The sequence below is a fragment of the Solibacillus sp. FSL K6-1126 genome (assembly GCF_038003445.1).
Taxonomy (GTDB): Bacteria; Bacillota; Bacilli; order Bacillales_A; family Planococcaceae; genus Solibacillus; species Solibacillus silvestris.
Genome location: NZ_JBBOPD010000001.1, coordinates 3156875 through 3179761, shown reverse-complemented (window position 1 = coordinate 3179761; position 22887 = coordinate 3156875). Strand labels below are relative to the sequence as shown.

Sequence of the window (22887 nt, the reverse complement as noted above, 5' to 3'; positions counted from 1 at the left end):
CATAATATAATGTGCAAAAATTTCGATACGAGACGAATATTAGCAGCTTTTCAACCTATAAAAATATTTAAACAATAAGTATTTCTAAACTAGACTTCGATACGTATATACAATTTTCCCTTTAAATATCCGTAGATTATGAAAAAATCCAAGAAGAATAATTATGAAATCTATTGCATTATCAGATTGATAGTGATATAATTATTTGACGTAAATATTAAAAAATAAATTTATCATATAATAATTATACTATGAAGGAGTTGTTTCTACATGTACCCGCCTCTTTAGGAGGCACACATATCTAAATACCTGTTACTTACTAAAATGGATAGGATGTATTTTGCCTATTATTAAACAGGGGATAAGTGTGTTTTCTAACGAGTTGGATCATGTAGATTCAGCTCCTTTTTTGTGTTGTTTTTTAAGGAGTGAATTTAGCTAATTCTTTATAAATTAATAGCCATGCGGGCTTAAAACGTAGGAGAAAAAATGTTAAGAACTAACAAAACTTACGCAATTCAATTTAGAACTACAGAGATTGAAGGCAATATTCTACATCATAGGGTATTTGAAGCGGAAATTCATTCTGCGGAAGAATTACTTGCACTGAGCCTAACACAAGGACGTTATACCAAATTTAAGCGTACGACTGATAAACAATGGTATACATTTCGAACATTTGCTAGACGGTTATTTGAGCGTCAGATGCTTGAAAAGGTTTTTAATGAATTTAATGTATATGATCCAATTGAGGAATATGATACTAATTTTAGATAATCTATAAATAAAGCTGGGGTGTTACCTCTAGGGAGTACATTTAGTTAAAAAAAAATAATCCAAAACAACACAAAAACTAAAATCCAATTATAGAAAGCGGGGTGAGGAGTTGCTGAAAATCGTAGTGTCGGGCAATGATATATTGTCGAGAGTGAGGGCTTACACTAGCTTCAAACATCAGTGTCCAAAAAATGTAGTAAGTGTAAAGAAATTAAGATTAGAGAAAAATTTGGGATAGATAGTACTAAATCAGATGGATTAACTAGTGCCTGTCGGGAATGTAATAATAACCGAGAAAAGAAACGTAGAGCAAATGGTGGGGATTTCACTAAAGAGCAAAAGCAAGCTGCCTTTGAAAAGTACGGTCATTTATGTCAAATTTGCAGAAGCGTTAGTAATTTGGAAGTGGATCATAAACTCGCACAGGATGTATGTAAGCCAAACACAGCTAGTAATGATGATAATGCTTGGGTATTGTGTAAAGGCTGTAATATTGCTAAGGGTACTCGAATCCTAAAAGAAGTTATTAGAGAAATACCTAGTGAGGTATTAGTACCGATGCTCTTGGAAGAATATGCTAAACCATTTGCACAAAGTTTTATCGATGAAGTAAAAGTATCAATTGGTGGAAAGTTGTTTACCGAAGTAAAACCCAAGAAAATTAACAGCATTTAATTCATTTTAAGGAATTCCATTTAAATTATTTACACCCAAAATTTAGGTGTAGTTTTATGAATATCAGTCAAAATACACCTAAAAATAAGGTGTAACATATGAAAAGGCTACCTAAAATTTAGGTGTCCCCCTAACCTTAAAAGAATTAGTGTTTTGCTATCATTCTGAATGTATTTGAAGGGGGAATAGATAGAAGAATACTAGATAGAAGATAATATAATAGATAGAAATGTAGGGCGCAAGTCGGCAAAGCCTCTCTTTGCTCCCTTCAGTTCAGACAAGCTTCAGTGAAATCTTTTTATCGGATGGTGAAGATAAAAAAATATAAGGAGAAAGACAACAGTGAATACAGAAAAAAAATCAACTACGAAGTCAAGAGAAAATACAGAATCATTTATTATGATTTCCAAGTCACTCATAGAAACCAAGAGCCTAGGCAAGAATGGTGAATTAGATGTTTATCATTTAGCAATTATTAAATCAATAGCAAACAACTTTCAAGGAGTAGCTTATACTGGTGTTACTCATTTAATGAGATTTATTGGTATGAATACTGAACAAAGTAAAACAAGGACAAGAACAAAGGATTCCCTACTTAGATTGCAAGAGGCGGGGCATATCAAGATTTATGAAGATTTTACAATGGAAAATATGACTAATGATTTAAAACCTGCTAACAACTATTTTATTAAACCAACAGGCAAGGATGAAGAATGGGGATTTGCTAAAGTATTCTATAATGATATTCAAAAAATTGTTGTAATGAAAAGCGATTATAAGCCAAAGATATTCGCAACCTATTTAAATATGATAGGAAATATTTTTTATGGTACAAGCAACATACCAATTTCATATACTAAAATTGATAAAATTGTAAGCGATACGGGTATAAACAGAAAGTCAGTTATAGAATATCTAAAAGCGTTGTATGAAGAAGAAATCCTAAACTTTGTTTACTTTCAGATTAATAACTCAATTACAAAGAACTACTGCACCAGATGGATTCATAAAGAACATACTTCAAAATGGGCTGCTCAGCAGGCAGAATTCCATTACAAAACTAGTCATAAAGAGTTTAAAAGTGGAGGGGCTGGTGTATCAGACGAAAGGGGAGTCTCATAATTGAGAATCTCTTCTTTTTATATTGGGATAGATATTTGTAAAATTTAAATTTACTGATAATTAAGATAAATATTCTAATTATTCCCCTGTAAACATTACCATATAGTGCTAAAATAAATTGGAATGTAATTAGAGGAGAGTGTATATGAAAATTCCATTTGAAGATTGGTTAATTAAACAAAATATATCTGAACAAGCACGTGAATTGCTTAAAGAGGCAATCTTATGTTATAAATCTTCTGCATATAGAGCATCACTATTATTCTCTTATTTGACTTTTCAAACAATCCTTAAAGACAGGGTTTTAGAAGCAAAAAAGCCTAGCGCAATACCCCAAGGTCTTTGGGATTCAATACAAAGGGATCTCCTTAATGATGATATTTGGGAGAGCAAATTATTGGAGACAGTAAATAGAAAGCAGCCCGCAGAAATATTCCTACTTAGTGAAGAGGTTAGAAAGCAATATGAATACTGGAAGGATCGAAGAAATGATTGCGCTCATGCTAAAGGAAATCAAATTAGTTACCAGCATGTTGAAGTATTTTGGCTATTTATTGAATCAAATATAGCAAAGTTTGTAGTTAATGGAGGGAAAGAATCACTTATTGAAGAAATTAAAGTTCATTTTGATTGGGGCGTAACCCCTAGAAGTGCTGACTATACAAAAATAATAGAATCAATACCTATAGTAGTAGAAAAACCTGACCATAATGAATTTCTCCAAAATATATATAATTATTTTAATGATAAGAATATATTAACTGATGATACTGTTCTAAAATTTTGGGCATCTCTGCTAAAAATTGACGGAGAATTCTCTGATAGTACAGTGAAATTTTTAGTTGATAAGGGTTCATTTATATTAGAATTATTAATGGCTGAACCAATTTTAGTGGTTTATTTCCGAGATGAAAAACAGTTCATACGCTCTCTTTGGAAAGAGAAGTTTTGGAATTCTTATAGAGTTTACCCGTTATTTATTACGATGTTAAGGAATAAGATAATACCTGAAGAGGAGTTAAAAGAGGCAATTGAAAGGATTTCAGTAGTTGTAGGTGATACACATTTCTCACGAGTAGAACAAGTTGATGTTACTTCATTGCAGGAAAGTGGATTTTTTGAGATATTTAAGGATTTAGCATTTGGTGAGTTCAGAAAGATAAACAACTTTAATTGGGCAAGGGAAAATAAGCATATTATCTGCCTTTATTTCAAAATATACGGACTAAATAGCGATATAGTTAGTGTACTTAATGATACATTTAATGCAAACCACATACCTTGGAAACTAGGTGATGCTATAAAAGAATTATTTGAAGAGAGACCTTCAATAAGAGATTCCTACATCAAGCTAAATGAAGATATAGCTGGTGAACTTCCAGATAGTTTAGGTTTTGATTAATCATCTTAAAATGCGACTGCAGCTAGCTAAGTTAGAAGATTATGTCGATACTAGATATTAAATGATTTTGAGTAATTTATCATTTTACTAGAATTAAAAATCTTATCCCATTGTGGAATAGACATAGTACTTTTTAGCGGTGTTAAACAAAGTAGTTGGTTATCAATTGAAATCGCAATAAGGAATATTCAACAGTTTTTATATTTGTAATAAAATATCGATTTTATTCACTATTACAATCACTTTAATGTTACCAAACGTCGGTTTGGGAAGGTTATATTCCAACCAATGTGGTAGGTTAGTTGATAATGGTAATATGGATTCGAAAAGGGGGTATGTCAGTGTTCTATCTAACTGTTTTATATATAGTTGTGTTAGCGGTGTTTGTAAGTGCTATTGGTGGTTTTCTGATATATAAAGTAAGTCATAATTTTTTAAACGCTGGATCACTTAGTCAAACATTGGGGGGCATAGTATCTTTAGTTTTAAGCTACCTAATAGCCTTAATGTTTTTTGAAGGGGTTTGGTTCTTTTCTTTACCTATGGCAGTGATGGCGATAATGATATATATCGGGTTTCTTTTGTTTTCGAAAGGTAATTTAGTATTGATAAAGTGGGTAGGAATAATTGCGTTAATTTTGTTTATTGCAGTACACGTTTATCTCATTACAGCCACTATAATATTAAGTTAAGGTGCTTTAGTGTATCTAACATATATCATAAATGGTTCCCAAACACCGCTTTGGGAACTAAAAACGTGATTGGGCGTCTTTAGCAGGCGAAATATGTATTTAAATCCATATTAACGGGAGGGACTTATGAAAAAAAGTCATTACATCATTGTTATTGTCGTCATTATCTTAGGCTCATTACTACTTTTTTGGGGAAGTCAAGCAGGCGAAAATACAATTTCTGCTAATGATATTTACACATTGATAGAACAAGGAGAAACACAAATCGATTTAACAAAACTAACTGACTTAGAATGGACACAAGTTGATGTGTTTGGACCATATACAACAGATGAAATGATAGAAGATTCAATGGATATTCAATTTAATTTTCTATTTGGAGGAATTGATGTACTCGAAACGGATTTCTTATTGGTATTTGCCAATGAAAAAAAACCAGTAAAAAAAATATATCTCTCTAGAAAATATGGAGATTATACAGTAAAAGACAATAAAATTTTGATTGTTGAATAGTTACTTTTACATAAATATGAATTATTTATGGAAATAACGGTCCCAAATGACACTTAGGGAACCAATTCCCCTTTTCAAATGACATATATGGCAATGTAAATATGGTATGAAATCACAAAATTCTGCGTTTATAAACATTCTTTTGATTTCTTATAAACAGTTGAAGAAAGGTGGATTAATTTGGATAAATTTATAAAATTTATTATTGCAATATCTTTAGTTATTTTGGCTATAAATAGTTTCTTTATATCTTCATATTTAAAAAATATTGTAGAATTAATGGCAGGTCTAGTTAATTCACACTAATAAAATCTTACTTATCGTTAAATTACATAAAATTTATATTCATCTCCATACAAAATAACGTTACCAAATCAAAGCTTGGGAACGTTCAATCTAGCAGCTAATACAAAGTGTTAGCTGTGATAAAACAAATAGAACGCTAATCGAAGTAGGTGAGATAAAAGTGAAGTTTAAATATTATCTGAGTGGAATTGGATGGTCCACCTGTATTGTTGAAGTCAATGGACAGGTATTAGAGTTTAGGGCAAGTTATTTATCTGATAGTTTAGATGATTTTCTAAGGTCACTAATGCTCTTAAACTCCTTGTGTGTCCCGAAAGGGGAAATAATGAGTAAAACTGTGTGTGAATGGGAAGGCGAACCAGCAAGAATTGTTTGGTCTTTTGAATTAAAAGAAAATAATATACTGAAAATAACTGCGGTCTATTATGAAGATGAATTCGACAAAAATAACACTAAAACACTTATTAAAACAGAATACCCATATGATGACTTTTTACTGATGGTGTTAATAGAAATAGATGCTTTAATAAAAAGAAACGGATTTATTGGTTACAGAGAAAAGTGGTATGATTTTGATTTTCCTTTAACTACTTTTTTAAAGCTAAAAAAGTATATAGTTCAAAAACAAAACTACCCTATACAAGAAGTACAAGGGACATTTGATACAGAGATAAAAAGTAACTTAAAATATGATTTAGAATTGTTGTTGCTAGAAATAAATAAGCCTTCTTAAGATAACTGGTGCTTTGGCATATCAAGGATTTATAGAGTATACAAAATCAACCCAATAAACGTTCCCAAATGAAAGTTTGGGAATACAGCAGAAAGGCATGAACGTTGTTATATCAACGTTTCGTGTCTTTTCTTTTGAACATTGGTTATACAGTATTTTATACAGATGACGCAAACCGCTGACGGAACGGTGTTTGTACTTGCTGGGCTTGTTCATTAATTTGCATAAAATAATGTATAGCAAATCTCTTATCGTTATAATCTTCATCCATTCCTCAAAAGTTTGGTGCAAAAACTTGAAAGTTATTGCACTGTTTTGGTAGTCCTGCTACAATAAGGTTTGTTAGGTGCATTAACTTAGTGCAATAAATAAGCGATGAGAATTGAGGATAATACAATGAAATATGGGTATGCAAGGGTCTCAACAATTGGACAAGATTTAGAGGTTCAAATCCAAGCGTTACAGGAGGAAGGATGCGCGGAAATATTTAAAGAGAAGTTCACTGGAACTCAAACAAATAGACCAGAGTTCAACAAGGTGCTTGAGGCATTACAAGAAGGTGATACATTAGTTGTAACAAAATTAGATCGTCTTGCTCGTAACACAAAAGAAGGTATCGAGGTAATCGAGAACCTATTCAACAGAGGTATTAAAGTCCATGTTTTAAATGTTGGTCTACTGGAGAATACGACAATGGGGAGATTCTTTTTAACTACACTGCTTGCGGTGGCAGAAATGGAACGTAATCTAATTGTTGAACGTACTCAAGAAGGTAAGGCACTTGCAAAGCAACGAGTTGATTTCAGAGAAGGTAGACCTAGAAAACACACTAAAGCTCAAGTATTGCATGCTTTAGAGCTTCTTAAGAAACATACATACAAAGAAGTTGAAGAATTGACGGGAATAAAAAAGCGAACACTGATTAACAGAAAGAATGAATTAGAAGCAAAACAATTGTAAGAGACTTTCTAGTGGTTCTATTTTTTGTTAAGAAGACGGGGGATGAATTCCACACTTTCATGGTGGACTTATGCGGGATAGGGCATGTGTTGGTTCATCCACACACCATGGATTTTTCACTTACATTCGTAATTTACTGTTTAAACGTTAAACCCTTTAACGGTCATCTTATTGATGTGATAAGAAAGTAATTTGTACACCTATTTTAAAAAAACCTAATTGTTTGGATTTCTGATGAAATTAGACTAGTTAATTTATCCACTGCTTATCTATAAAGTAAAATAAAAGCTTGGTAGAGCCTATGTTATATGGTTGCTGCTAAGTTTTTTTGGTATACCAGACTTGATACTTATAATCATATATTTCTATAAAATTGGGTATAAAAATAAAAAAACTAAACCAAGTATATCTTTTTTTGGTAAAATATTATTAATAGGAAAAATCAAGTGCAAAAGACTCTTAATATTAACAAATAATGTTATTGTTATGGGAATCTTACTAAGCATTGTTGAGGTTTTAGGAGGAACTATATCTTGGTGAAGAATTTAAGGGAGATGAAAATTTCCTTCATTAGCACCGCTCAAAGTGCTAAAGTTGATATAAAAGCTTTAGATGATGAAGAAGTTAATATAATTAAAACAATTTCTAAAACCGTGTCTGAAAGGGATGCTGCACTGAGTAGGAAAGAACGTATCGCAAAAGAAATTGAAATGCTTCAGGCAGAAGATGCCGACGTGGACAGATACATTCTAGGAATAGATGAGAAATTAGAAGCATACGGTTCTATAAGGTATACTGAAGAATTTTTAGAAATGCTGATTCAGGAAGAATTACTAAGGTCCAAAAGGGAAAACTTAATAAGGTTAAAGGACGAAGTAATGAAGGGAGAAGCAACTGTAATATCAATTCTAGCTTTGATAGACATGGACCCTATTATTAAACCTTTTATAGCATGTCAGCATGAAGGGTCTAAAATCGGTAGATTATTCAAAACTATAGTAGGGATGGGTGGAGGAACATATGACTAAGTTATATACTTGGACCTTCGAAAAAAAGCGTATTAACATAAAAAAATTCAGTTTTGAAAGCCCCCAATATTTAAATGTAGATATAGAGTATTATGGCGATTTATGTTTAGGTTATGAGAAAATAGGAAGATATACATTTAAATTTAAAGATAATAGGATAATAATTTATTTAGCAGAGGATTTTTCAAATGAAGAATTAAATAATTTGAGGATAAATTTAAAAATGCTATCAGAAAAAATGAAATGTTATTCTACCAGTGACTATGTTTATTTTAATAAAGGAAAAGAATTGGCATATTCTTAAAGGAGAATTTAATTATGATAGGACTACTAAAAGAAGTTCTCAACGACATAAATTTAAAGTATACGGTGAGAGAAAAAGGAGAAGAACAATTTATTTCTTTAACTTTTGAAAAAGAAGATTTATTTAATGAATTAATTAGATATAATATATTAATTTTTACAGATCCGTCTATAAATGCTGTATCTCTATATGTACCAGCAATTAATCCTATAGGGGTAGATGATTTTAAAAGTCTTAATAACAATATTCTAAAGGAAAAAATAGAATATTTTAACGAGAGAAATTTATACGGAATGTTGAAAGTGATGGAAAATAACGAAATAAGATTCAAATATAGTTTTGTCTATTTACATAGTTATGAATATTTAAAAGATGTATTGGAAGTTTTGTTTGGTTATATAGATTTTATTGTTTACGAAGTTGCTCTATTGGCAATGCCGACCCTTTCATTAAGGAATTTTATTAGCATTAGAGAAATAAAGAAATGAATGAGGATAAAAATATTGTAATTTTCTCATTGCAATTCGTGGTAATCTTTTCTTCTATAGGCTATCTAATCTATATTGTATTTTCAGATGAGTATTTTAAATCTACCCCCCCTATATTAGGAATTGTTTCTCTTTCGGTTGCATTGCTATATTTTTGCGCAATAGGATATTCAAAGTTTAATTTAAAAAACTTAGATAAGCACCATTTAAAACTTAATGATACTTTCGTTTATGCTTTCAAAATAGGCTATATATGTTTAGGGATTTTAATATTATTAGGAACATGTATAAGTTTATTTTTTGTTGATAGCTTAACTGTTCGGTGGTCGGATGCACTCGGTGTTTTAACTCTAATGATAACTCTTTCTGTTGAGTTGATTACGTATTTAATATTTTTAATTGCTAAAAAATATATAGTTAAATATGGAGAGAGTTAATAAAAATAAGTCAAACACTTGGTGTGCCTAGTATAAGTAGTGAAATCTATAGTGGTAAGCTAAGCCGTCGGTCGGGGGGCGAATCCCTTCTGGGACGTAATTAAATCAGTCACAAACTGTTGATGCAGCATTTGTGAAAAAATAGGGCTTCGGTCAGGGCTTCGGTCACTGATGCAGAACCCTTTTTTATTACCCTTAAAATTATGTGATTATAGATCTGGAATTATCTTCCGATTCAATCGAAATGGAAGGTTTTTTTATGACTAAGAAATCGAGAGAGTTTGATATTGATGGAACTATGTGGAATTGATATAGTCCTCTAGTAATCAATAGCAAAAATAAACCATTCAAAAAAATGGGATGTCAAGCATCCCCTTTAAAAAATCTATTATTTCTTACTTTTCTGGTGTTACAGCTTTATAAGAAACTTCAAAATTACCTTTTGAACCTGTAACAGTAATTTCTAGAACCTTTTCCTTACCAGTTCCACCACCGTTTTCAAATCTTGCAAAAGTCTTACCGACCTTTTTAGGCTCAAGGATAGCGTATACATTGTCTAATGTCGTTGCCATTCCTCTTCCATCAAGGAATGCCACTGTTTCAAAGTTAGAAATATCCTTAATAGAGATAATAGAAGAATCGTCAATTACAGCTTTGTCATGCGACCATCCTCCATTTTCAGTAGATACACTTTTGTTTGTTATATCAAAGTCTTTGAAGTATAAAAATTCATATTGAGGTCCTTTTTGCATACTGTTAATCATCAATGCTAACTGAGAGCGCTTAAGGGCTTCACCTTGTCTAAACTCTAACAGTTCACCTCTGTCTTTATAAGTTTCTCCTGTTTTGTAACCAGAGACAAATTTATAATAATGCATAGTTTCAATTGCTTGACTGAATTGACCCTCTAATGTAAGCATGATATCGCCATTCTCTACGGCACTATTTTCTCCACCACCTACATATCTTGTAGTGTCAACAAAACCTTTAAATCCTATATCATGAGCGCCAATTAATGGAATTTCAAATCCTTTTACTAAAATTGAAGACATTTGCCCACGAGTTAAAGGATCGTTAATTCCGAATACACCGTTGCCCTTCCCTTTAACAAGTCCTGCATTCTCTAATGCGGCAATATATTTATAGAATTGGTGGTCTTTTGGAACGTCCTTAAATTTAGGGTCTTTAACATTTTCAATATCAAGTTCTAAAACTTTTGCGATTATACTAGAAGCTTGACCTCGTGTTACATTCTCGTATGGTCTAAAACTATCGTTAGTTCTACTAATAGCTTTTTGATCTATTAAGCTTTCTACTGCTGAATAGAAGTTATCTGATGTTTTTACATCTTTGTAGTGTACTGAACTTGCACTTGCGCTTCCACCTGTACCCACCATGCTTGTAAAAAATAAACCTGTTGCTAATCCTGCTGTAATTAATGTCTTCTTCATTTTCTTCATCTCCTATATCGAATATCTTATTCTGATTTCTTATACTTTTCTGGCTGTATAACGCTGTACTGACGGAAAAAACCAAAATTAGTTTCACTTTTTTTCAATTTTTTATGTGATTACTACAGCCACTCGAAATTAAGTAGCTCACAGAACAATATGATTATTAATCGTAGATTTTCACTGTACCTTTAGGTATAATTAAAACCGTACCATACACAATCATAGAGGTAAGGGATACACAATCTACCCTGTGATTTACAACCCCTAAAAATAACGATAAACATTGATATAACAACATTTTATAACAACTAGGTGCAAGTGGCGGTTTTACAATCGACAACCCGAACGCACTTGCTTCATGCGGCTGCGGCACAAGCTTTAAAGCGGCAGCACGTCCGGCAGTAGAGCAACCATGTGAATAATGGATTGTGAATAACAAGTCTCCTTGATTTGTGATGTTATTAAACATGACAAATCAAGGAGGCTTTTTTTGTGCTTAAAAAAGAAAATAAACATCTGAAAGAGTATATTATGTAAAAATATGTTGGATTAAGTAAAAATTTAGGTTAAAATAACATTCGGGAATTAAAAATAGTACTTTTTTCCATGTTTTTTAGTTGTGGAGAAGTAATTAATACTCTTCTTTGGGGGGATTTTAATAGTCAATTAATGCTATAAATAGGGGAATTTAATTAGTTGCAAAACAAAATGAAATGATAGTTCTATAAATACAAGGGGTGTATATTAATTGAAAAAACAAGCTAAATCTAAACCTGAATTTCACTCATCTATTAAATCAAAATTAATTGGAATTTCTATTTTACTATTGATAGTTCCAATGATAGTAATAGGAATGACAAGTTACCAGAAAAGTTCTACCAGTTTAGAGCAAATAGGTAAAACAAACTTGCAAAACAGTGTTGAATTTACACTTGCAACAATCGAAGCATACAATTCGGAAGTTTCAAAAGGAACAATTTCCCTTGAAAGTGCTCAAGAGAAAGTAAAGGGGATTATTCTAGGTGAGAAGAATGGGGATGGGACCCGAAATATTAATGCTTCTATAGATCTAGGTGAAAATGGCTATATGATTGTATATAGTCAAGAAGGAACTCGAATTGCACATCCATCTAAAGAGGGTGCTAGTGCATGGGATGATGAGGATGAAAACGGTATAAAATTTGCTCAAGAGATGATTAAAATAGCCAATAACGGCGGTGGTTTTACTTTTTATAATTCAGCATTACCAAATAATAAAGAGCAAATTGAAGAGAAGGTTTCCTATTCGAAAGTTGATCCAAACTGGGATTGGGTAGTGACCGCCAGTACCTATATGACGGATTTTAATCAGCCTGCTACTGAGTTGTTTAATATTATTCTTATTGTTAGTGGTATTTCAATCATTTTAGGAGTTATCATCATTTGGTTCTCTGCAAATCTAATTACTAAACCAATTATAAAAGTAACTGAACAGATGGCTTATCTTGCAAATGGTGATTTAACGAAAGAATTATTGCTCATTAAATCAAAAGATGAAATAAGTAGATTGGCAGATGCTATGAATTTATTACATAACAATCTTAGAAATTCAATGAAAAAAGTTTCCGAAACTTCAGAGACATTAACTAGTCATAGTGAAGAACTATCTCAATCTGCCGATGAAGTGAAAATGGGATCAGAACAAGTGGCATCTACTGTTCAAGAATTAGCTGCTGGTTCTGAAACACAGGCTAATAATGCAAGTGATTTAGCTTCGGTAATGAATACTTTTGTAGAAACAGTCCAAGAGGCAAATGAAAGTGGGTTACGAATAGAAGGAAATTCAAAAGCCGTTCTAAGTATGACCAATGACGGAGCAGAGTTAATGAAACAATCGATTCAACAGATGGAAAAAATTCATTCCATTGTAAATGAATCCGTCGAAAAGGTTGCAGGGTTGGATAAGCAATCACAGGAAATATCTAATCTAGTTACCGTCATTAAGGATGTAGCGGATCAGACAAATCTTCTTGCTTTAAATGCTGCTATTGAAGCTGCAAGGGCTGGCGAACATGGAAAAGGATTTGCAGTAGTTGCTGATGAGGTAAGAAAACTGGCTGAACAAGTATCCAATTCTGTAACAGATATCACAGGAATTGTAGACAATATACAAAAAGAAACTTTTATTGTGTCTGACTCACTAAAAGTTGGGTATAAAGAAGTCGAACTCGGGAAAACACAAATTGAGTCAACGGGAGAAACTTTCGAAGGAATTAGTGTTGCTGTAACTGAAATGGTAAATAGTATTACAACTATCGGTAAAAATTTATCAGAAATCTCAGCAAGTACACAGGAGATGAACAGTTCTGTTGTAGAAATTGCATCAGTATCTGAAGAATCTGCAGCGGGCATTGAACAAACTTCCGCTTCTGTTCAACAAACAAGCAGTATAATGGAAGAGGTAGCAGGAAGTTCGAAACATCTTGCCAATTTAGCAGAAGAACTTAATACATTAGTAAGAGAATTTAAACTTTAAATTTATTTAGCATAAAAAAACACAAAGCGACCAACAACGATTTATTCTCGTTGTTGGTCGCTTTTTTGTGGTCTCTCTGGTAGTTATATGTAGTAAATAAAAAACTGCTTTTATATTACGGAACTAACCGATCAACCTATTTATGAATCTGAACCAATATCATCTATCAGCATTTTTCTTAACTCTCGTTTTCGCTTAATATGCCAAAGTAATCCTTTGGTTAACTGCATTTTAACTTCAATATTATCAGTATTAGTGATCAATATTCGTAATTTCTTAGTGCGTACCTTATGGAGCCGTATTTCCTCTAAACATTTCCTTCTCGCCAGCTCATCCAAGTAAGCACCTCATTTAGTTTGCTTAACTCTAACATAACAGGAATACGTTTGCATTATTAAAATTTATTTATATAGTCTCATCCGAATTAGGGTGTCCCTTTAGTATTTAAAATGAAATTTTTTCACTATCGTATGAAATTTAATTATTTTAACTATTAAAACTTATATTTCCTATAAAATAACTATGTTTTAATATGTCGTTTTGTATTATTATAAGGTTTGAATTATTATAGAGTTATCACCATACTGCTAGGGGGCTTTTTTTAATGAGTGTTTTAGAATTACTGGATAAGCTAGATCAAATCGAAATTTTATATGAGCCAATCTATAGTGCAGATGGACATCGCATCGTGGCTTATGAAGCGATAGGCCAAGTGGAAAGTGAAAATGAAAAAGAAATGATTAATATCGAGCAGTTTACATATGAAAAGGACGTACCAGCAGATATTAGAGCAGAAATTGAGCAAATCTTTGTCCGCAGATCATTACAAAATGTTGCTCATTTAATTGATGATGTCGGTTTATATATCCCATGCAATCCCGAACTGCTTTTGCTGGATTTTGGAGAAAGTTATTTTTCGATGCTGAAAGAAACAGTTGCTGAATCGAATCTTCCGAATATTACGTTAGTCATGACGGAACATCTTTTTGAGGGGGAGTTGAACCAGCTTCAGCATTTAATTCGATATATCAAAACATACGGAGTTAAAATTGCATTGGCAGATGTCGGCTCGCAAACTCAGCTTGAAAATATATTACTACTCGAACCTGCTATTCTTAAAATCAATGTTGGTCAGTTGAACTACAATTTGTGGGGTTCGCAAAACCATGCGTTTTCAACTATCCGAACACTCGCTGTAAAGATGGGTACGCAATTATTAGTTGAAAATATTGAAACGGTGTACCAGTTACAGCATGGATGGAAAAACGGGACTCGTTATTTCAAAGGCCCTTATTTGCAACTGCCGCATAAGGAGCTGCAAGTGCGCGATTCTTTAAAAGAACGTTTCCGCAAAGAGTGTGAGCAGTTTATAGCAACGGAGAAAAAGCTGCTTCTGCATAAATATGAGGAAATGAAGCGTCTTGAACGGACAATTTGTTCAACAGTCGATCAGATCAATCCATCCACTTCACAAATTGATAAACTAATGCAGCTGGCAAAGGCTTTGGAAAAATGCGCGTTTCGTATTTATATTTGCGACAGTAATGGTTTCCAAACATCTCCGAATATCCGTTGGAAAGACGAACAATGGGAAAAGCAAGAAGAAATTATCGGAAAAAACTGGAGCTGGCGTCCTTATTTCCTGTTGAACATTATTAAAATGACAAAAGACAATAAAGGCGAGCTGTCCTCAGTATACAGTGATATTGAAACAGGCGAGTTGACACGAACATATTCAATGGCCATTTCGAATGAAGAATTTTTGTTCATTGACATTAAATACGATTATTTATATGAATATAATATTGTAAATTGACGGATCGTATCATATCCATTTGTTTGAAATCGCGCAGGAAAAACGCTACTATTATGTTAGTATTTCAGTAATAAACCGTTTACTGGCGTTCTATAAAAATAGCCAATAGATTTATAGCGCCGGTTCATTAAAATGAAGGGGTTTGATTGAATGAAGAGACCGACTATTTTAGTATTAGGCGCGGGGTACGGGGGATTAACTACAATTGTAAATCTTCAAAAGTTAATCAATACACACGAAGCAGAAATTATTTTAGTGAACAAAAACGACTATCATTATGAAACAACTTGGCTGCATGAAGTAGGGGCAGGTACGATTTCACCGGATAAAGCACGTTATCCGATTTCAAAAGTGATTAATGACAATGTAACGTTTGTCATCGCAAATGTAGAAAACATTGATGTCAACACAAAGAAAGTAGAGACATCTGCCGGTGAGTTTACGTATGATTATTTAGTGATCGGTTTAGGATTCGAAGGGGAAACATTCGGAATTCCCGGCCTGAAGGAACATGCATTATCATTGACGAATATTAATACCGCTCGCCAAGTCCGTGAGCATATCGAATATCAGTTTGCTTCTTGGATTTTGGATGAAGTAAAAGACGACAGTAAGCTTACGATTGTCGTAGGCGGTGCCGGTTTTACAGGAATTGAATTTTTAGGGGAGCTCGGTAACCGGATTCCTGAACTATGCAGAGAATTTGATATCCCACAGGAAAAAGTACGCCTTCTTTGCGTAGAGGCAGCACCGACTGTATTACCAGGATTTGATCCGGAGTTAGTCAATTATGCACAGGAACAGTTACGTAAAAAAGGTGTGGAATTTTCAATCGGTACACCTATTGTGGAAGCAACTGCAGAAGGTGTGAAAATTAAAAAGGATGAAGGAAACACGGAATTCATTAAAGCCGGTACCGTTGTTTGGGCTGCGGGAGTACGTGGAAATGCCTTAATCGAGTCTTCCGGTATTGAATCAAACCGTGCACGTATTGCAGTTCATGAAGATATGCGTGCACCGGGCTTTGACGATGTCTTTATCGTAGGAGACTGTGCATTTTTACTGAATGAGGAAACTGGCAGACCTTATCCGCCGACAGCTCAAATTGCGATGCAGCAAGGCGCTATTATTGCGAAAAATATTAAACATATAATGAATGATGAACCGACAGAAGTATTTGTTTACGATGATAAGGGGGCTGTTTGTTCATTAGGTCAGGAAGATGCAATCGGAACAGCATTCGGTCGTAAATTTACAGGTAAACCTGCATCCGCGTTAAAGAAAGTCGTAGACGACCGCGCATTATATTTAGTCGGCGGTGTCGGCTTAACATTGAAAAAAGGGAAATTCAAATTTATATAAACAAACTTCAAACTTGCAAACGAGTGTATAACGCATCCTTTGCAAGTTTTTTTATCCCACATTCAGGTAGTAATTATTAAACCGGGAGAAAAGGATAAGCGGGAGACTAGCTACCGGACCTTATCAGCATAGCAAAGGGGATTGATGTTAATGAAAAAGGATCGTGGAAAAGTATGGCTTGGAGTGGCTGCAATTGTAGAAAATTCAGCAGGAGAGTGGCTGCTCGTCAAAAAAACATATGGGGGACTAAAAGGGGCATGGTCCCTACCGGCAGGATTTGTCCAGCCAGCCGAAACCGTTACGAATGCTGTCACGCGTGAAGTGTTGGAGGAGACGGGAATTGTTTGTGAAGTAAAGGGACTAGTGGGTTTCCGTTCCGGTGTAATTTTGAATGATATTAGTGACAATATGGCGATTTTTTATTGTAAGCCAGTCGATAATGACCAGCCATTTACTTTGCAGGAAAGAGAAATCGGTGAAGCATGCTGGATGGCACCAAATGAGATTATCCATCATGAACTGTCATCGGTCATGCTCAGAGAAATGGCTAACCAGCATGCAGCACAACATATTCACCCGATTATTGAAGGTGTGAACCCGGGAGATGTATTTGGCTATAGCGAATATCATCTGTTTTTCAAAAAATAAAACTATTTACTTTATGAAGGAATTTTGACAATATTAGTATTCTATACGTTATTTTGGATGTTGAATTGAAAGGACCCGTTATATCATGTAAAATTATGATAGATTAATGGGGGTATACATAACATGAATGATGTTTCGTTAGTACAAGTAATCATTTCCGTCGTATTATTTTTTGTCATGTTTTTCGGAATCGGCTTTTTATTGAATATGTTATTGCGGATGACATGGTTGATGGCAATTGTCTATCCGGTTGTCGTAGTTTTTATCATTGATGAAGTAAGTTTTTTAGATTATTTCTTTAAAGCGGGGACAGCATTTCCGGCTTTAATCGATAAAATTCAGGCATTACAGCTCGTTGATATCATCATCTTAGCTGGTGGTTTTGGCGGGGCAATTGTATCCGGCTTTGTCATGATTGCACTGCGAAAAGCAGGATATCGCATGTTTTAGGTTACTTCAGCGGATTGCCTGCAAAAAAATATGGAGGTGTGTTAAAGCCGGTTTGGCCTTTAACATACCTCCTATTTTATAATATTTGAATGGTGTACCATAAAGCAGCAAAAACAATCCCTGCAAATCCTCCGACGAATACTTCACTTTTTTTATGACCTAATAATGTTTTTAAATCCTCTATTTTTTCTTGCTCATTCATTTCCGGCCAGCGCTTAATTTCATCAAAAAACAACCGAAGATCGTGGCGCAGTTCGTTTAAAACTGCAGCATGTTGTCCAGCCTGAAAGCGTACATGACTCGCATCGTACATGACAATTCCTGCCAGCATCGCTGCAACAGCAAAAGTCGGTGAATCGAATCCGGTCTCAATACCAACTGCCGTAGCAACACTTGTCACAGCTGCAGAATGGGAACTCGGCATTCCGCCAGTAGATGTCAGCAAGCTCCAATCCACTTTTCTCGTTATGATAAAATGAATCGGTACTTTTAAAACTTGCGCAAAAATAATCGCAAAAACCCCAAGCCAAAGTGGCGTATTTTGTAGAAGTTCGATAATTACACCTACTTTCTCCTCATTGCTATAATTATATCATTTTCCCTACATTCGTTTGAATTTAAACTCACAGAAAAATAAAAATTATTGGATGTTTCGTTACCCGAATTAAACAGTTTTGTATATAATAAAACTATACATTAGGAGGTTTTAAACTATGAATATTGAATCAGCAGCTAAAACATTTGAAACACAAACTTCTGAAACATTGATTATCGGAGTACAAAAGCATCGTGAGCAAATGAAAAACTGGTCAGCGTTTAGTGAATTTTATGGAGATGTCATTGACACATGGCTTCATGCAGGCGAAATTTCGTCGGACGTTAAAAAAATTACGAAATTGCCGTATTCGGGCAGTCATTCTTCACTTAAACGTATTTACTTTGTCGGTATCGGTGAACGCAAAAATATAACAGCAAACGAATTACGTGAGGTATTTGCAGCTGTTGGTAAAGAACTGAAAGCGGCAAAAGTAAGCGACGCGGCAGTTTGGGTAGAATCTTTTACAACAGATCAGTTGGAAGAAGCGGAAGTCGCGTATTTAGCTGGTGAAGGTTTGAATTTAGGTTATTATTCCGTACAAAATTATAAAACGTCTTCAAATGAGCCGAATACGTATTTTGATCAAATTCAATTTGTGACGGAAGCAAATATGGAAGATGTCATTGGAAATTTTGAAGTCGGGAAAATTTATGCGGATGCTGTAAATGAAGCGCGTACATTAATCAACTTACCTCCTAATTTACTGACAGCAAGTGACTTAGCAGACTATGCAACAGAGCTTGCCAATATTTATGGCTTAGAAGTCGAAGTATTAAATAAAGCCCAAATGGAAGAATTGGGTATGGGCGGTATTTTATCTGTTAATAAAGGGTCTGTAGAAGAGCCACGTTTAATTACACTGAAATACCAAGGAAAACCTGAATGGGAAGATGTCATCGGCTTTGTCGGAAAAGGGGTAACATACGATACAGGCGGCTACTCATTAAAACCGCGTGAAGGCATGGTCGGCATGAAAGGTGATATGGGCGGTGCTGCTGCAGTTCTTGGTGCAATGCGCATTATCGGTGAAACTCGTCCGAAACAAAATGTCGTTGCTGTCATCGGTTCTACAGACAATATGGTATCAGGGGATGCATTTAAGCCGGATGATGTCATTACAATGTACAACGGCAAAACAGTGGAAGTATTAAATACAGATGCAGAAGGCCGTTTAGTATTGGCAGATGCCATGACATATGCAAAGCAGCAAGGTGCCAACTATTTAATCGATGTTGCAACATTAACTGGTGGCGTAATTGTAGCATTAGGGAAAGATAAAACAGGTGCTTTAACAAATAACGAGGAATTTTTCGAAGAGTTTATGGGTGCGGCGCTTGAAACAGGCGAGTTTGTATGGCGCTTACCATTAACAGAAAGCGATAAAAAGCGTATCCGTAAATCGGAAGTTGCAGATTTAAATAACTCGCCGGGTCGTGACGGCCATATGATTTTCGGCGGTGGCTTTGTTGGAGAGTTTGCAGAGGGTACGCCTTGGGTTCATCTTGATATAGCAGGGACATCTGATGCGGATGCACCGCATGCATTAGGACCAAAAGGCGGCACAGGCGCAATGGTACGTACTTTGGCAGCATTAGTAGAATTACGCGATAACTAATTAATCCTCCTGGATGCTTTGCAAGGAAAAACTTGCAAAGCATCTTTTTCATTTTTAGGCGGGTGACTAGCGGCTCTCATAATTATGAATACACTATTCATAAGGGAGGAGGACATGAACATGGTTAATCGCTATAATCCAGGTTTTGGATTCGGATATCCATTTGGGGTTCCGTTTTTAGGGAGCTTTTTAGGAGGTTTTTTAGGAGGTTCATTGAATAATCGTTACGGACCATATCCGCCGTATTATCAACCGTATCCGCCTAATTACTACTATCCACCTTATTATCCGCGCTATCCGAGACGCTACTGGTAAGTATGCGGAAGTTGATAAGGAGAGGCTTGCTCGTCCCCTCATAGTTAGCTATGATGAGAAAGAGAAATATTACGAGTTTTGAGGGACCAAAATTATGAAAAATCCATATTTATATGGCTACTTACCATTCATTACAATCATTTTATTCAGTTTTTCTTTCAGTATGTTAGCCATATCAGAATCACTACAATTGCTTCATGCAATCGGCGTCTATAATGGAATGCGTGAATTTTTATCGGATCTGGAGCTGCGTTTCGTATTACTGATTGTATTTGTACTACTATTTTTCATGATTTTTTCAGCATTGAAGCTGATCGGGGAAACGATTCATGAGCTTGGAATGCTGTTCTTCTCAAAAGATAAAGAAGGGCAAACGATCCATGCAGCACGCGGTGGATATGTCATCTTCTTTTTTGGAGCATTTGCTTCGGTAATTGGAAGTCAATCCTTACTAATTTTAGTCGGCATTTTTGTGTTCACGATTTTTTGTTATTTTATTTATAACGTTTATAAGAAGAGTCAGTACATGTCCATTGCAGGTGTGATCGGTTTAATCTTTTTTGAAGTACTTACCTGGTTTCTTTTACTGGCTCTTGTCGTCTATGCCGTTATTAAGCTGTACAACGGGATTCTCGCGAGCTTACCGTTCGCATAGTATAAAAAAAGCTTGTTAGGATTTAGCGGGGGAGGTGCGCTATTTAAAACTAACAAGCTTTTTTTTATTCTGTTATTGCATTGAATATAGAAAAATGGATTTTTGCGCGTTCGATTGCTTCCATTGAACGAGGCTGATCATAACCGATCCATACAGCTGCCGTATAATCATTCGTCAACCCGGCAACCCAATAATCTTTAAATTCATTCGTCGTTCCGGTCTTGGCTCCGATATAGCCGGATGAGCTATAAAGACCTCGCCCGGTACCGGTAGCCACCGTTTCATTCAGAAGGCTGCGCATCGTTTTCGTTGTCGATGCAGACCATATTTCCTCCCGTTTGTGCGACCAGCTAAAAATCGTTTCCCCTGTTAAATCCGTTACTTTCCGAATGCTATGGACAGGCAGGTAATAGCCATCGATAAAGCTGGAGTATGCATCGGCCATTTCCAGTGAAGTCACACCATATGTTAATCCGCCCAATGCTGCGGCAAATGTCCGGTCTTTTTCTATGATCGATTCGAAATTGAAGCGGTTAATATAACGAAATGCTGTATCAACCCCTATGGAATTAAACAAACGTAAAGCACTTGTATTAATACTGTTTTTGAATGCGGTTTCCACTGTAATGTTGTTGTACCAAATGCGTCCATAGTTGTCCGGGCAGAAATTCCCGACACAGTACGGACCGCCATTTACGATCGAATAAGGCGTAGCGGAAGTTTCTTCAAAGTAAGGAGCAAACACACTGATCGGCTTAAATGCAGAACCCGGCTGTCTTGGTGATTGGAATGCACGGTGCAAGTCATGCTTTCTATAATTCTTTCCGCCAAAAATGCTGATCACTTCGCGTGTTTCATTATCAATAATCGTTGCACTCGCCTGTAAATCCGTTTTCGGTAAAATTTGATTAATGGCTGCCTCGTCCTGCCGCTGTTTATCAGGTTGTAGCGCAGTATATACATGAACTCCTTGACGTAAAATAGCTTCTGTTTTTTTCTGCAGTTCTAACTGTAGAAACTCCTTTTCCAATTTATCTGACGTATTGTCGATTTTTTCACGGTAACCCGTTTGTTCGGCAATCAGCCATTTCAGTTCTTGTAAAACGAATGTACTGTAACTCGGATATTGCTGGGCTTTTTGCTTTATATTTAACTTGATCGGTTCATTTTTAAATGTATTTGCCTCATCCGCTGTAATAACCCGATGTTCGGTTAGTTTATCGATTAATCGTTCCTGCCTGCTTTTTGTATTTTCAAAATGCACGACCGGATCATATAATGAGGGATTGTTCGGAATAGCCGAGATAAAAGCGATTTCGGCAATAGAAAGTTTTGATAACGGCCGATTGAAATAATAAGTTGCCGCAGCGCCGATTCCATATACTTGATTGCTGAAATACATTTCATTTAAGTACATTTCAAAGATTTCGTCTTTTGAAAAAGATTTTTCAATTTCGTAGGCGTAAAAAAGCTCCATTAATTTCCGCTCATATGTTTTGTCTGTTGTTAAATAACGCATGCGGACAAGCTGTTGTGTAATGGTGGAACCGCCCTGTTGGATGGACTGTTCCGATTTATTTGCGATGAGTGCACGGGCGATTGCACTCACATCAAAACCGATATGTTGATAAAAACTTTCATCTTCACTGAAAATAAATAGCTGTTTTGCGATTTCAGGAATTTCACCCAGCGCAAGTGGCTGTGACCATTCAGTATATTCTTCACTAAAAATTTTACTGTTTGCATCATATAAAGTGATGGGCGATGTAGAAGTTACTTCAGGAAGTTCAATAGATCGCTTGATTAATTGTTCATACTGCTCCGCTTTCGCCATTTCCTTCCAAGCCGCATTACCGATTAGGAGAAGTATAGGAATGCTACATAAAATGACAATGTAGCCGAAAAGTTGTTTCATGGATGATTGGCCCCTAACTAGGATCTTCAATAAAATTGTCCAAAATAAAAACAACAAAATGAAAACGTATCATGCGTAATCATCTGTTGTTTTTTTAAGGATACCAT

23 protein-coding genes and 1 pseudogene are annotated in these 22887 nt (G+C 34.9%); 21 read left to right on the top strand and 3 right to left on the bottom strand.

Features of this window, described 5'->3' with window-relative positions; genetic code table 11:
* Positions 1-489 precede the first annotated feature (489 nt).
* The 12 genes from MHH44_RS15900 (at position 490) to MHH44_RS15845 (ending at position 9437) form a co-directional block, all read left to right on the top strand.
* The gene (locus MHH44_RS15900) at positions 490-777 is read left to right on the top strand and encodes a hypothetical protein (RefSeq protein ID WP_340799006.1); all 288 of its coding nucleotides are present in this window, start codon (positions 490-492) and stop codon (positions 775-777) included.
* 180 nt (positions 778-957) lie between these two features.
* Entirely contained in the window at positions 958-1452 is a 495-nt protein-coding gene (locus tag MHH44_RS15895; protein WP_340799005.1) for an HNH endonuclease, read from the top strand.
* Between the two features lie 342 nt (positions 1453-1794).
* Entirely contained in the window at positions 1795-2574 is a 780-nt protein-coding gene (locus MHH44_RS15890; protein ID WP_340799004.1) for a hypothetical protein, read from the top strand.
* Between the two features lie 145 nt (positions 2575-2719).
* Positions 2720-3976 carry a hypothetical protein gene (locus MHH44_RS15885; RefSeq protein WP_340799003.1) on the top strand — a complete coding sequence of 419 codons (1257 nt, stop codon included), beginning with the start codon at positions 2720-2722 and terminating at the stop codon, positions 3974-3976.
* A 341-nt stretch (positions 3977-4317) separates the two neighbouring features.
* A complete protein-coding gene (locus tag MHH44_RS15880; RefSeq protein ID WP_340799002.1) occupies positions 4318-4668 on the top strand; it encodes a hypothetical protein in 351 nt (116 codons plus the stop codon).
* Between the two features lie 126 nt (positions 4669-4794).
* On the top strand, positions 4795-5181 hold the full coding sequence (locus MHH44_RS15875) for a hypothetical protein (protein ID WP_340799001.1): 387 nt from the start codon (positions 4795-4797) through the stop codon (positions 5179-5181).
* A gap of 631 nt (positions 5182-5812) precedes the next feature.
* Entirely contained in the window at positions 5813-6220 is a 408-nt protein-coding gene (locus MHH44_RS15870) for a hypothetical protein (RefSeq protein WP_340799000.1), read from the top strand.
* A 396-nt stretch (positions 6221-6616) separates the two neighbouring features.
* Positions 6617-7180 carry a recombinase family protein gene (locus MHH44_RS15865; protein WP_340798999.1) on the top strand — a complete coding sequence of 188 codons (564 nt, stop codon included), beginning with the start codon at positions 6617-6619 and terminating at the stop codon, positions 7178-7180.
* A gap of 533 nt (positions 7181-7713) precedes the next feature.
* The gene (locus tag MHH44_RS15860; RefSeq protein WP_340798998.1) at positions 7714-8208 is read left to right on the top strand and encodes a hypothetical protein; all 495 of its coding nucleotides are present in this window, start codon (positions 7714-7716) and stop codon (positions 8206-8208) included.
* Positions 8201-8512, top strand: a complete 312-nt coding sequence (locus tag MHH44_RS15855; RefSeq protein WP_340798997.1) for a hypothetical protein — start codon at positions 8201-8203, stop codon at positions 8510-8512. The genes MHH44_RS15860 and MHH44_RS15855 overlap by 8 nt, the downstream gene beginning before the upstream one ends.
* A 14-nt stretch (positions 8513-8526) precedes the next feature.
* A complete protein-coding gene (locus MHH44_RS15850) occupies positions 8527-9000 on the top strand; it encodes a hypothetical protein (RefSeq protein WP_340798996.1) in 474 nt (157 codons plus the stop codon).
* A complete protein-coding gene (locus MHH44_RS15845) occupies positions 8997-9437 on the top strand; it encodes a hypothetical protein (RefSeq protein WP_340798995.1) in 441 nt (146 codons plus the stop codon). Before MHH44_RS15850 ends, MHH44_RS15845 begins: the two co-directional genes overlap by 4 nt.
* A gap of 395 nt (positions 9438-9832) precedes the next feature.
* On the opposite strand, the gene MHH44_RS15840 is transcribed toward MHH44_RS15845, so the two are convergent.
* A complete protein-coding gene (locus MHH44_RS15840; RefSeq protein WP_340798994.1) occupies positions 9833-10888 on the bottom strand; it encodes an S-layer homology domain-containing protein in 1056 nt (351 codons plus the stop codon).
* Between the two features lie 323 nt (positions 10889-11211).
* Between MHH44_RS15840 and MHH44_RS15835 the strand changes: the two are divergent.
* The 6 genes and pseudogenes from MHH44_RS15835 to MHH44_RS15810 all read left to right on the top strand — a co-directional run.
* A pseudogene (locus tag MHH44_RS15835) lies at positions 11212-11313 on the top strand (iron-sulfur cluster assembly accessory protein); the annotation flags it as partial.
* Between the two features lie 326 nt (positions 11314-11639).
* On the top strand, positions 11640-13406 hold the full coding sequence (locus MHH44_RS15830; RefSeq protein WP_339262818.1) for a methyl-accepting chemotaxis protein: 1767 nt from the start codon (positions 11640-11642) through the stop codon (positions 13404-13406).
* A 604-nt stretch (positions 13407-14010) separates the two neighbouring features.
* The gene (locus MHH44_RS15825) at positions 14011-15222 is read left to right on the top strand and encodes an EAL domain-containing protein (protein WP_008408828.1); all 1212 of its coding nucleotides are present in this window, start codon (positions 14011-14013) and stop codon (positions 15220-15222) included.
* Positions 15223-15372: 150 nt separating this feature from the next.
* Positions 15373-16584 carry an NAD(P)/FAD-dependent oxidoreductase gene (locus MHH44_RS15820; protein WP_340798993.1) on the top strand — a complete coding sequence of 404 codons (1212 nt, stop codon included), beginning with the start codon at positions 15373-15375 and terminating at the stop codon, positions 16582-16584.
* A gap of 150 nt (positions 16585-16734) precedes the next feature.
* Positions 16735-17232 carry an NUDIX domain-containing protein gene (locus MHH44_RS15815; RefSeq protein ID WP_008408830.1) on the top strand — a complete coding sequence of 166 codons (498 nt, stop codon included), beginning with the start codon at positions 16735-16737 and terminating at the stop codon, positions 17230-17232.
* 123 nt (positions 17233-17355) lie between these two features.
* Positions 17356-17682: a YuiB family protein gene (locus tag MHH44_RS15810; protein ID WP_008408831.1), complete on the top strand. Its 327-nt coding sequence runs from the start codon at positions 17356-17358 to the stop codon at positions 17680-17682.
* 76 nt (positions 17683-17758) lie between these two features.
* Here the strand turns inward: MHH44_RS15810 and MHH44_RS15805 are convergent, their stop codons facing one another.
* The gene (locus MHH44_RS15805; RefSeq protein WP_081483423.1) at positions 17759-18238 is read right to left on the bottom strand and encodes a divergent PAP2 family protein; all 480 of its coding nucleotides are present in this window, start codon (positions 18236-18238) and stop codon (positions 17759-17761) included.
* Positions 18239-18395: 157 nt separating this feature from the next.
* On the opposite strand from MHH44_RS15805, the gene MHH44_RS15800 reads away from it, so the two are divergent.
* The 3 genes from MHH44_RS15800 to MHH44_RS15790 all read left to right on the top strand — a co-directional run bounded on the left by MHH44_RS15800 (position 18396) and on the right by MHH44_RS15790 (position 20865).
* Complete coding sequence (locus tag MHH44_RS15800; protein WP_065216290.1) at positions 18396-19895, top strand: leucyl aminopeptidase; 1500 nt, start codon at positions 18396-18398, stop codon at positions 19893-19895.
* A 120-nt stretch (positions 19896-20015) separates the two neighbouring features.
* Positions 20016-20210, top strand: a complete 195-nt coding sequence (locus tag MHH44_RS15795; RefSeq protein WP_014823047.1) for a hypothetical protein — start codon at positions 20016-20018, stop codon at positions 20208-20210.
* A 94-nt stretch (positions 20211-20304) separates the two neighbouring features.
* The gene (locus tag MHH44_RS15790) at positions 20305-20865 is read left to right on the top strand and encodes a YufK family protein (RefSeq protein ID WP_008408837.1); all 561 of its coding nucleotides are present in this window, start codon (positions 20305-20307) and stop codon (positions 20863-20865) included.
* A gap of 64 nt (positions 20866-20929) precedes the next feature.
* Here MHH44_RS15790 and MHH44_RS15785 read toward each other — a convergent pair whose 3' ends face one another.
* Positions 20930-22780, bottom strand: coding sequence for a transglycosylase domain-containing protein (locus tag MHH44_RS15785; RefSeq protein ID WP_339262810.1), 1851 nt, complete (start codon positions 22778-22780; stop codon positions 20930-20932).
* Positions 22781-22887 lie beyond the last annotated feature (107 nt).

What these genes read in the sequence shown, in the direction of transcription:
- MHH44_RS15900 (WP_340799006.1), top strand. Translation starts at nt 490, where the DNA reads ATGTTAAGAACTAACAAAACTTACGCAATTCAATTTAGAACTACAGAG.
- MHH44_RS15885 (WP_340799003.1), top strand. Translation starts at nt 2,720, where the DNA reads ATGAAAATTCCATTTGAAGATTGGTTAATTAAACAAAATATATCTGAA.
- MHH44_RS15875 (WP_340799001.1), top strand. Translation starts at nt 4,795, where the DNA reads ATGAAAAAAAGTCATTACATCATTGTTATTGTCGTCATTATCTTAGGC.
- MHH44_RS15870 (WP_340799000.1), top strand. Translation starts at nt 5,813, where the DNA reads ATGAGTAAAACTGTGTGTGAATGGGAAGGCGAACCAGCAAGAATTGTT.
- MHH44_RS15865 (WP_340798999.1), top strand. Translation starts at nt 6,617, where the DNA reads ATGAAATATGGGTATGCAAGGGTCTCAACAATTGGACAAGATTTAGAG.
- MHH44_RS15855 (WP_340798997.1), top strand. Translation starts at nt 8,201, where the DNA reads ATGACTAAGTTATATACTTGGACCTTCGAAAAAAAGCGTATTAACATA.
- MHH44_RS15850 (WP_340798996.1), top strand. Translation starts at nt 8,527, where the DNA reads ATGATAGGACTACTAAAAGAAGTTCTCAACGACATAAATTTAAAGTAT.
- MHH44_RS15845 (WP_340798995.1), top strand. Translation starts at nt 8,997, where the DNA reads ATGAATGAGGATAAAAATATTGTAATTTTCTCATTGCAATTCGTGGTA.
- MHH44_RS15840 (WP_340798994.1), bottom strand. Translation starts at nt 10,888, where the DNA reads ATGAAGAAGACATTAATTACAGCAGGATTAGCAACAGGTTTATTTTTT.
- MHH44_RS15825 (WP_008408828.1), top strand. Translation starts at nt 14,011, where the DNA reads ATGAGTGTTTTAGAATTACTGGATAAGCTAGATCAAATCGAAATTTTA.
- MHH44_RS15820 (WP_340798993.1), top strand. Translation starts at nt 15,373, where the DNA reads ATGAAGAGACCGACTATTTTAGTATTAGGCGCGGGGTACGGGGGATTA.
- MHH44_RS15815 (WP_008408830.1), top strand. Translation starts at nt 16,735, where the DNA reads ATGAAAAAGGATCGTGGAAAAGTATGGCTTGGAGTGGCTGCAATTGTA.
- MHH44_RS15810 (WP_008408831.1), top strand. Translation starts at nt 17,356, where the DNA reads ATGAATGATGTTTCGTTAGTACAAGTAATCATTTCCGTCGTATTATTT.
- MHH44_RS15800 (WP_065216290.1), top strand. Translation starts at nt 18,396, where the DNA reads ATGAATATTGAATCAGCAGCTAAAACATTTGAAACACAAACTTCTGAA.
- MHH44_RS15795 (WP_014823047.1), top strand. Translation starts at nt 20,016, where the DNA reads ATGGTTAATCGCTATAATCCAGGTTTTGGATTCGGATATCCATTTGGG.
- MHH44_RS15790 (WP_008408837.1), top strand. Translation starts at nt 20,305, where the DNA reads ATGAAAAATCCATATTTATATGGCTACTTACCATTCATTACAATCATT.
- MHH44_RS15785 (WP_339262810.1), bottom strand. Translation starts at nt 22,780, where the DNA reads ATGAAACAACTTTTCGGCTACATTGTCATTTTATGTAGCATTCCTATA.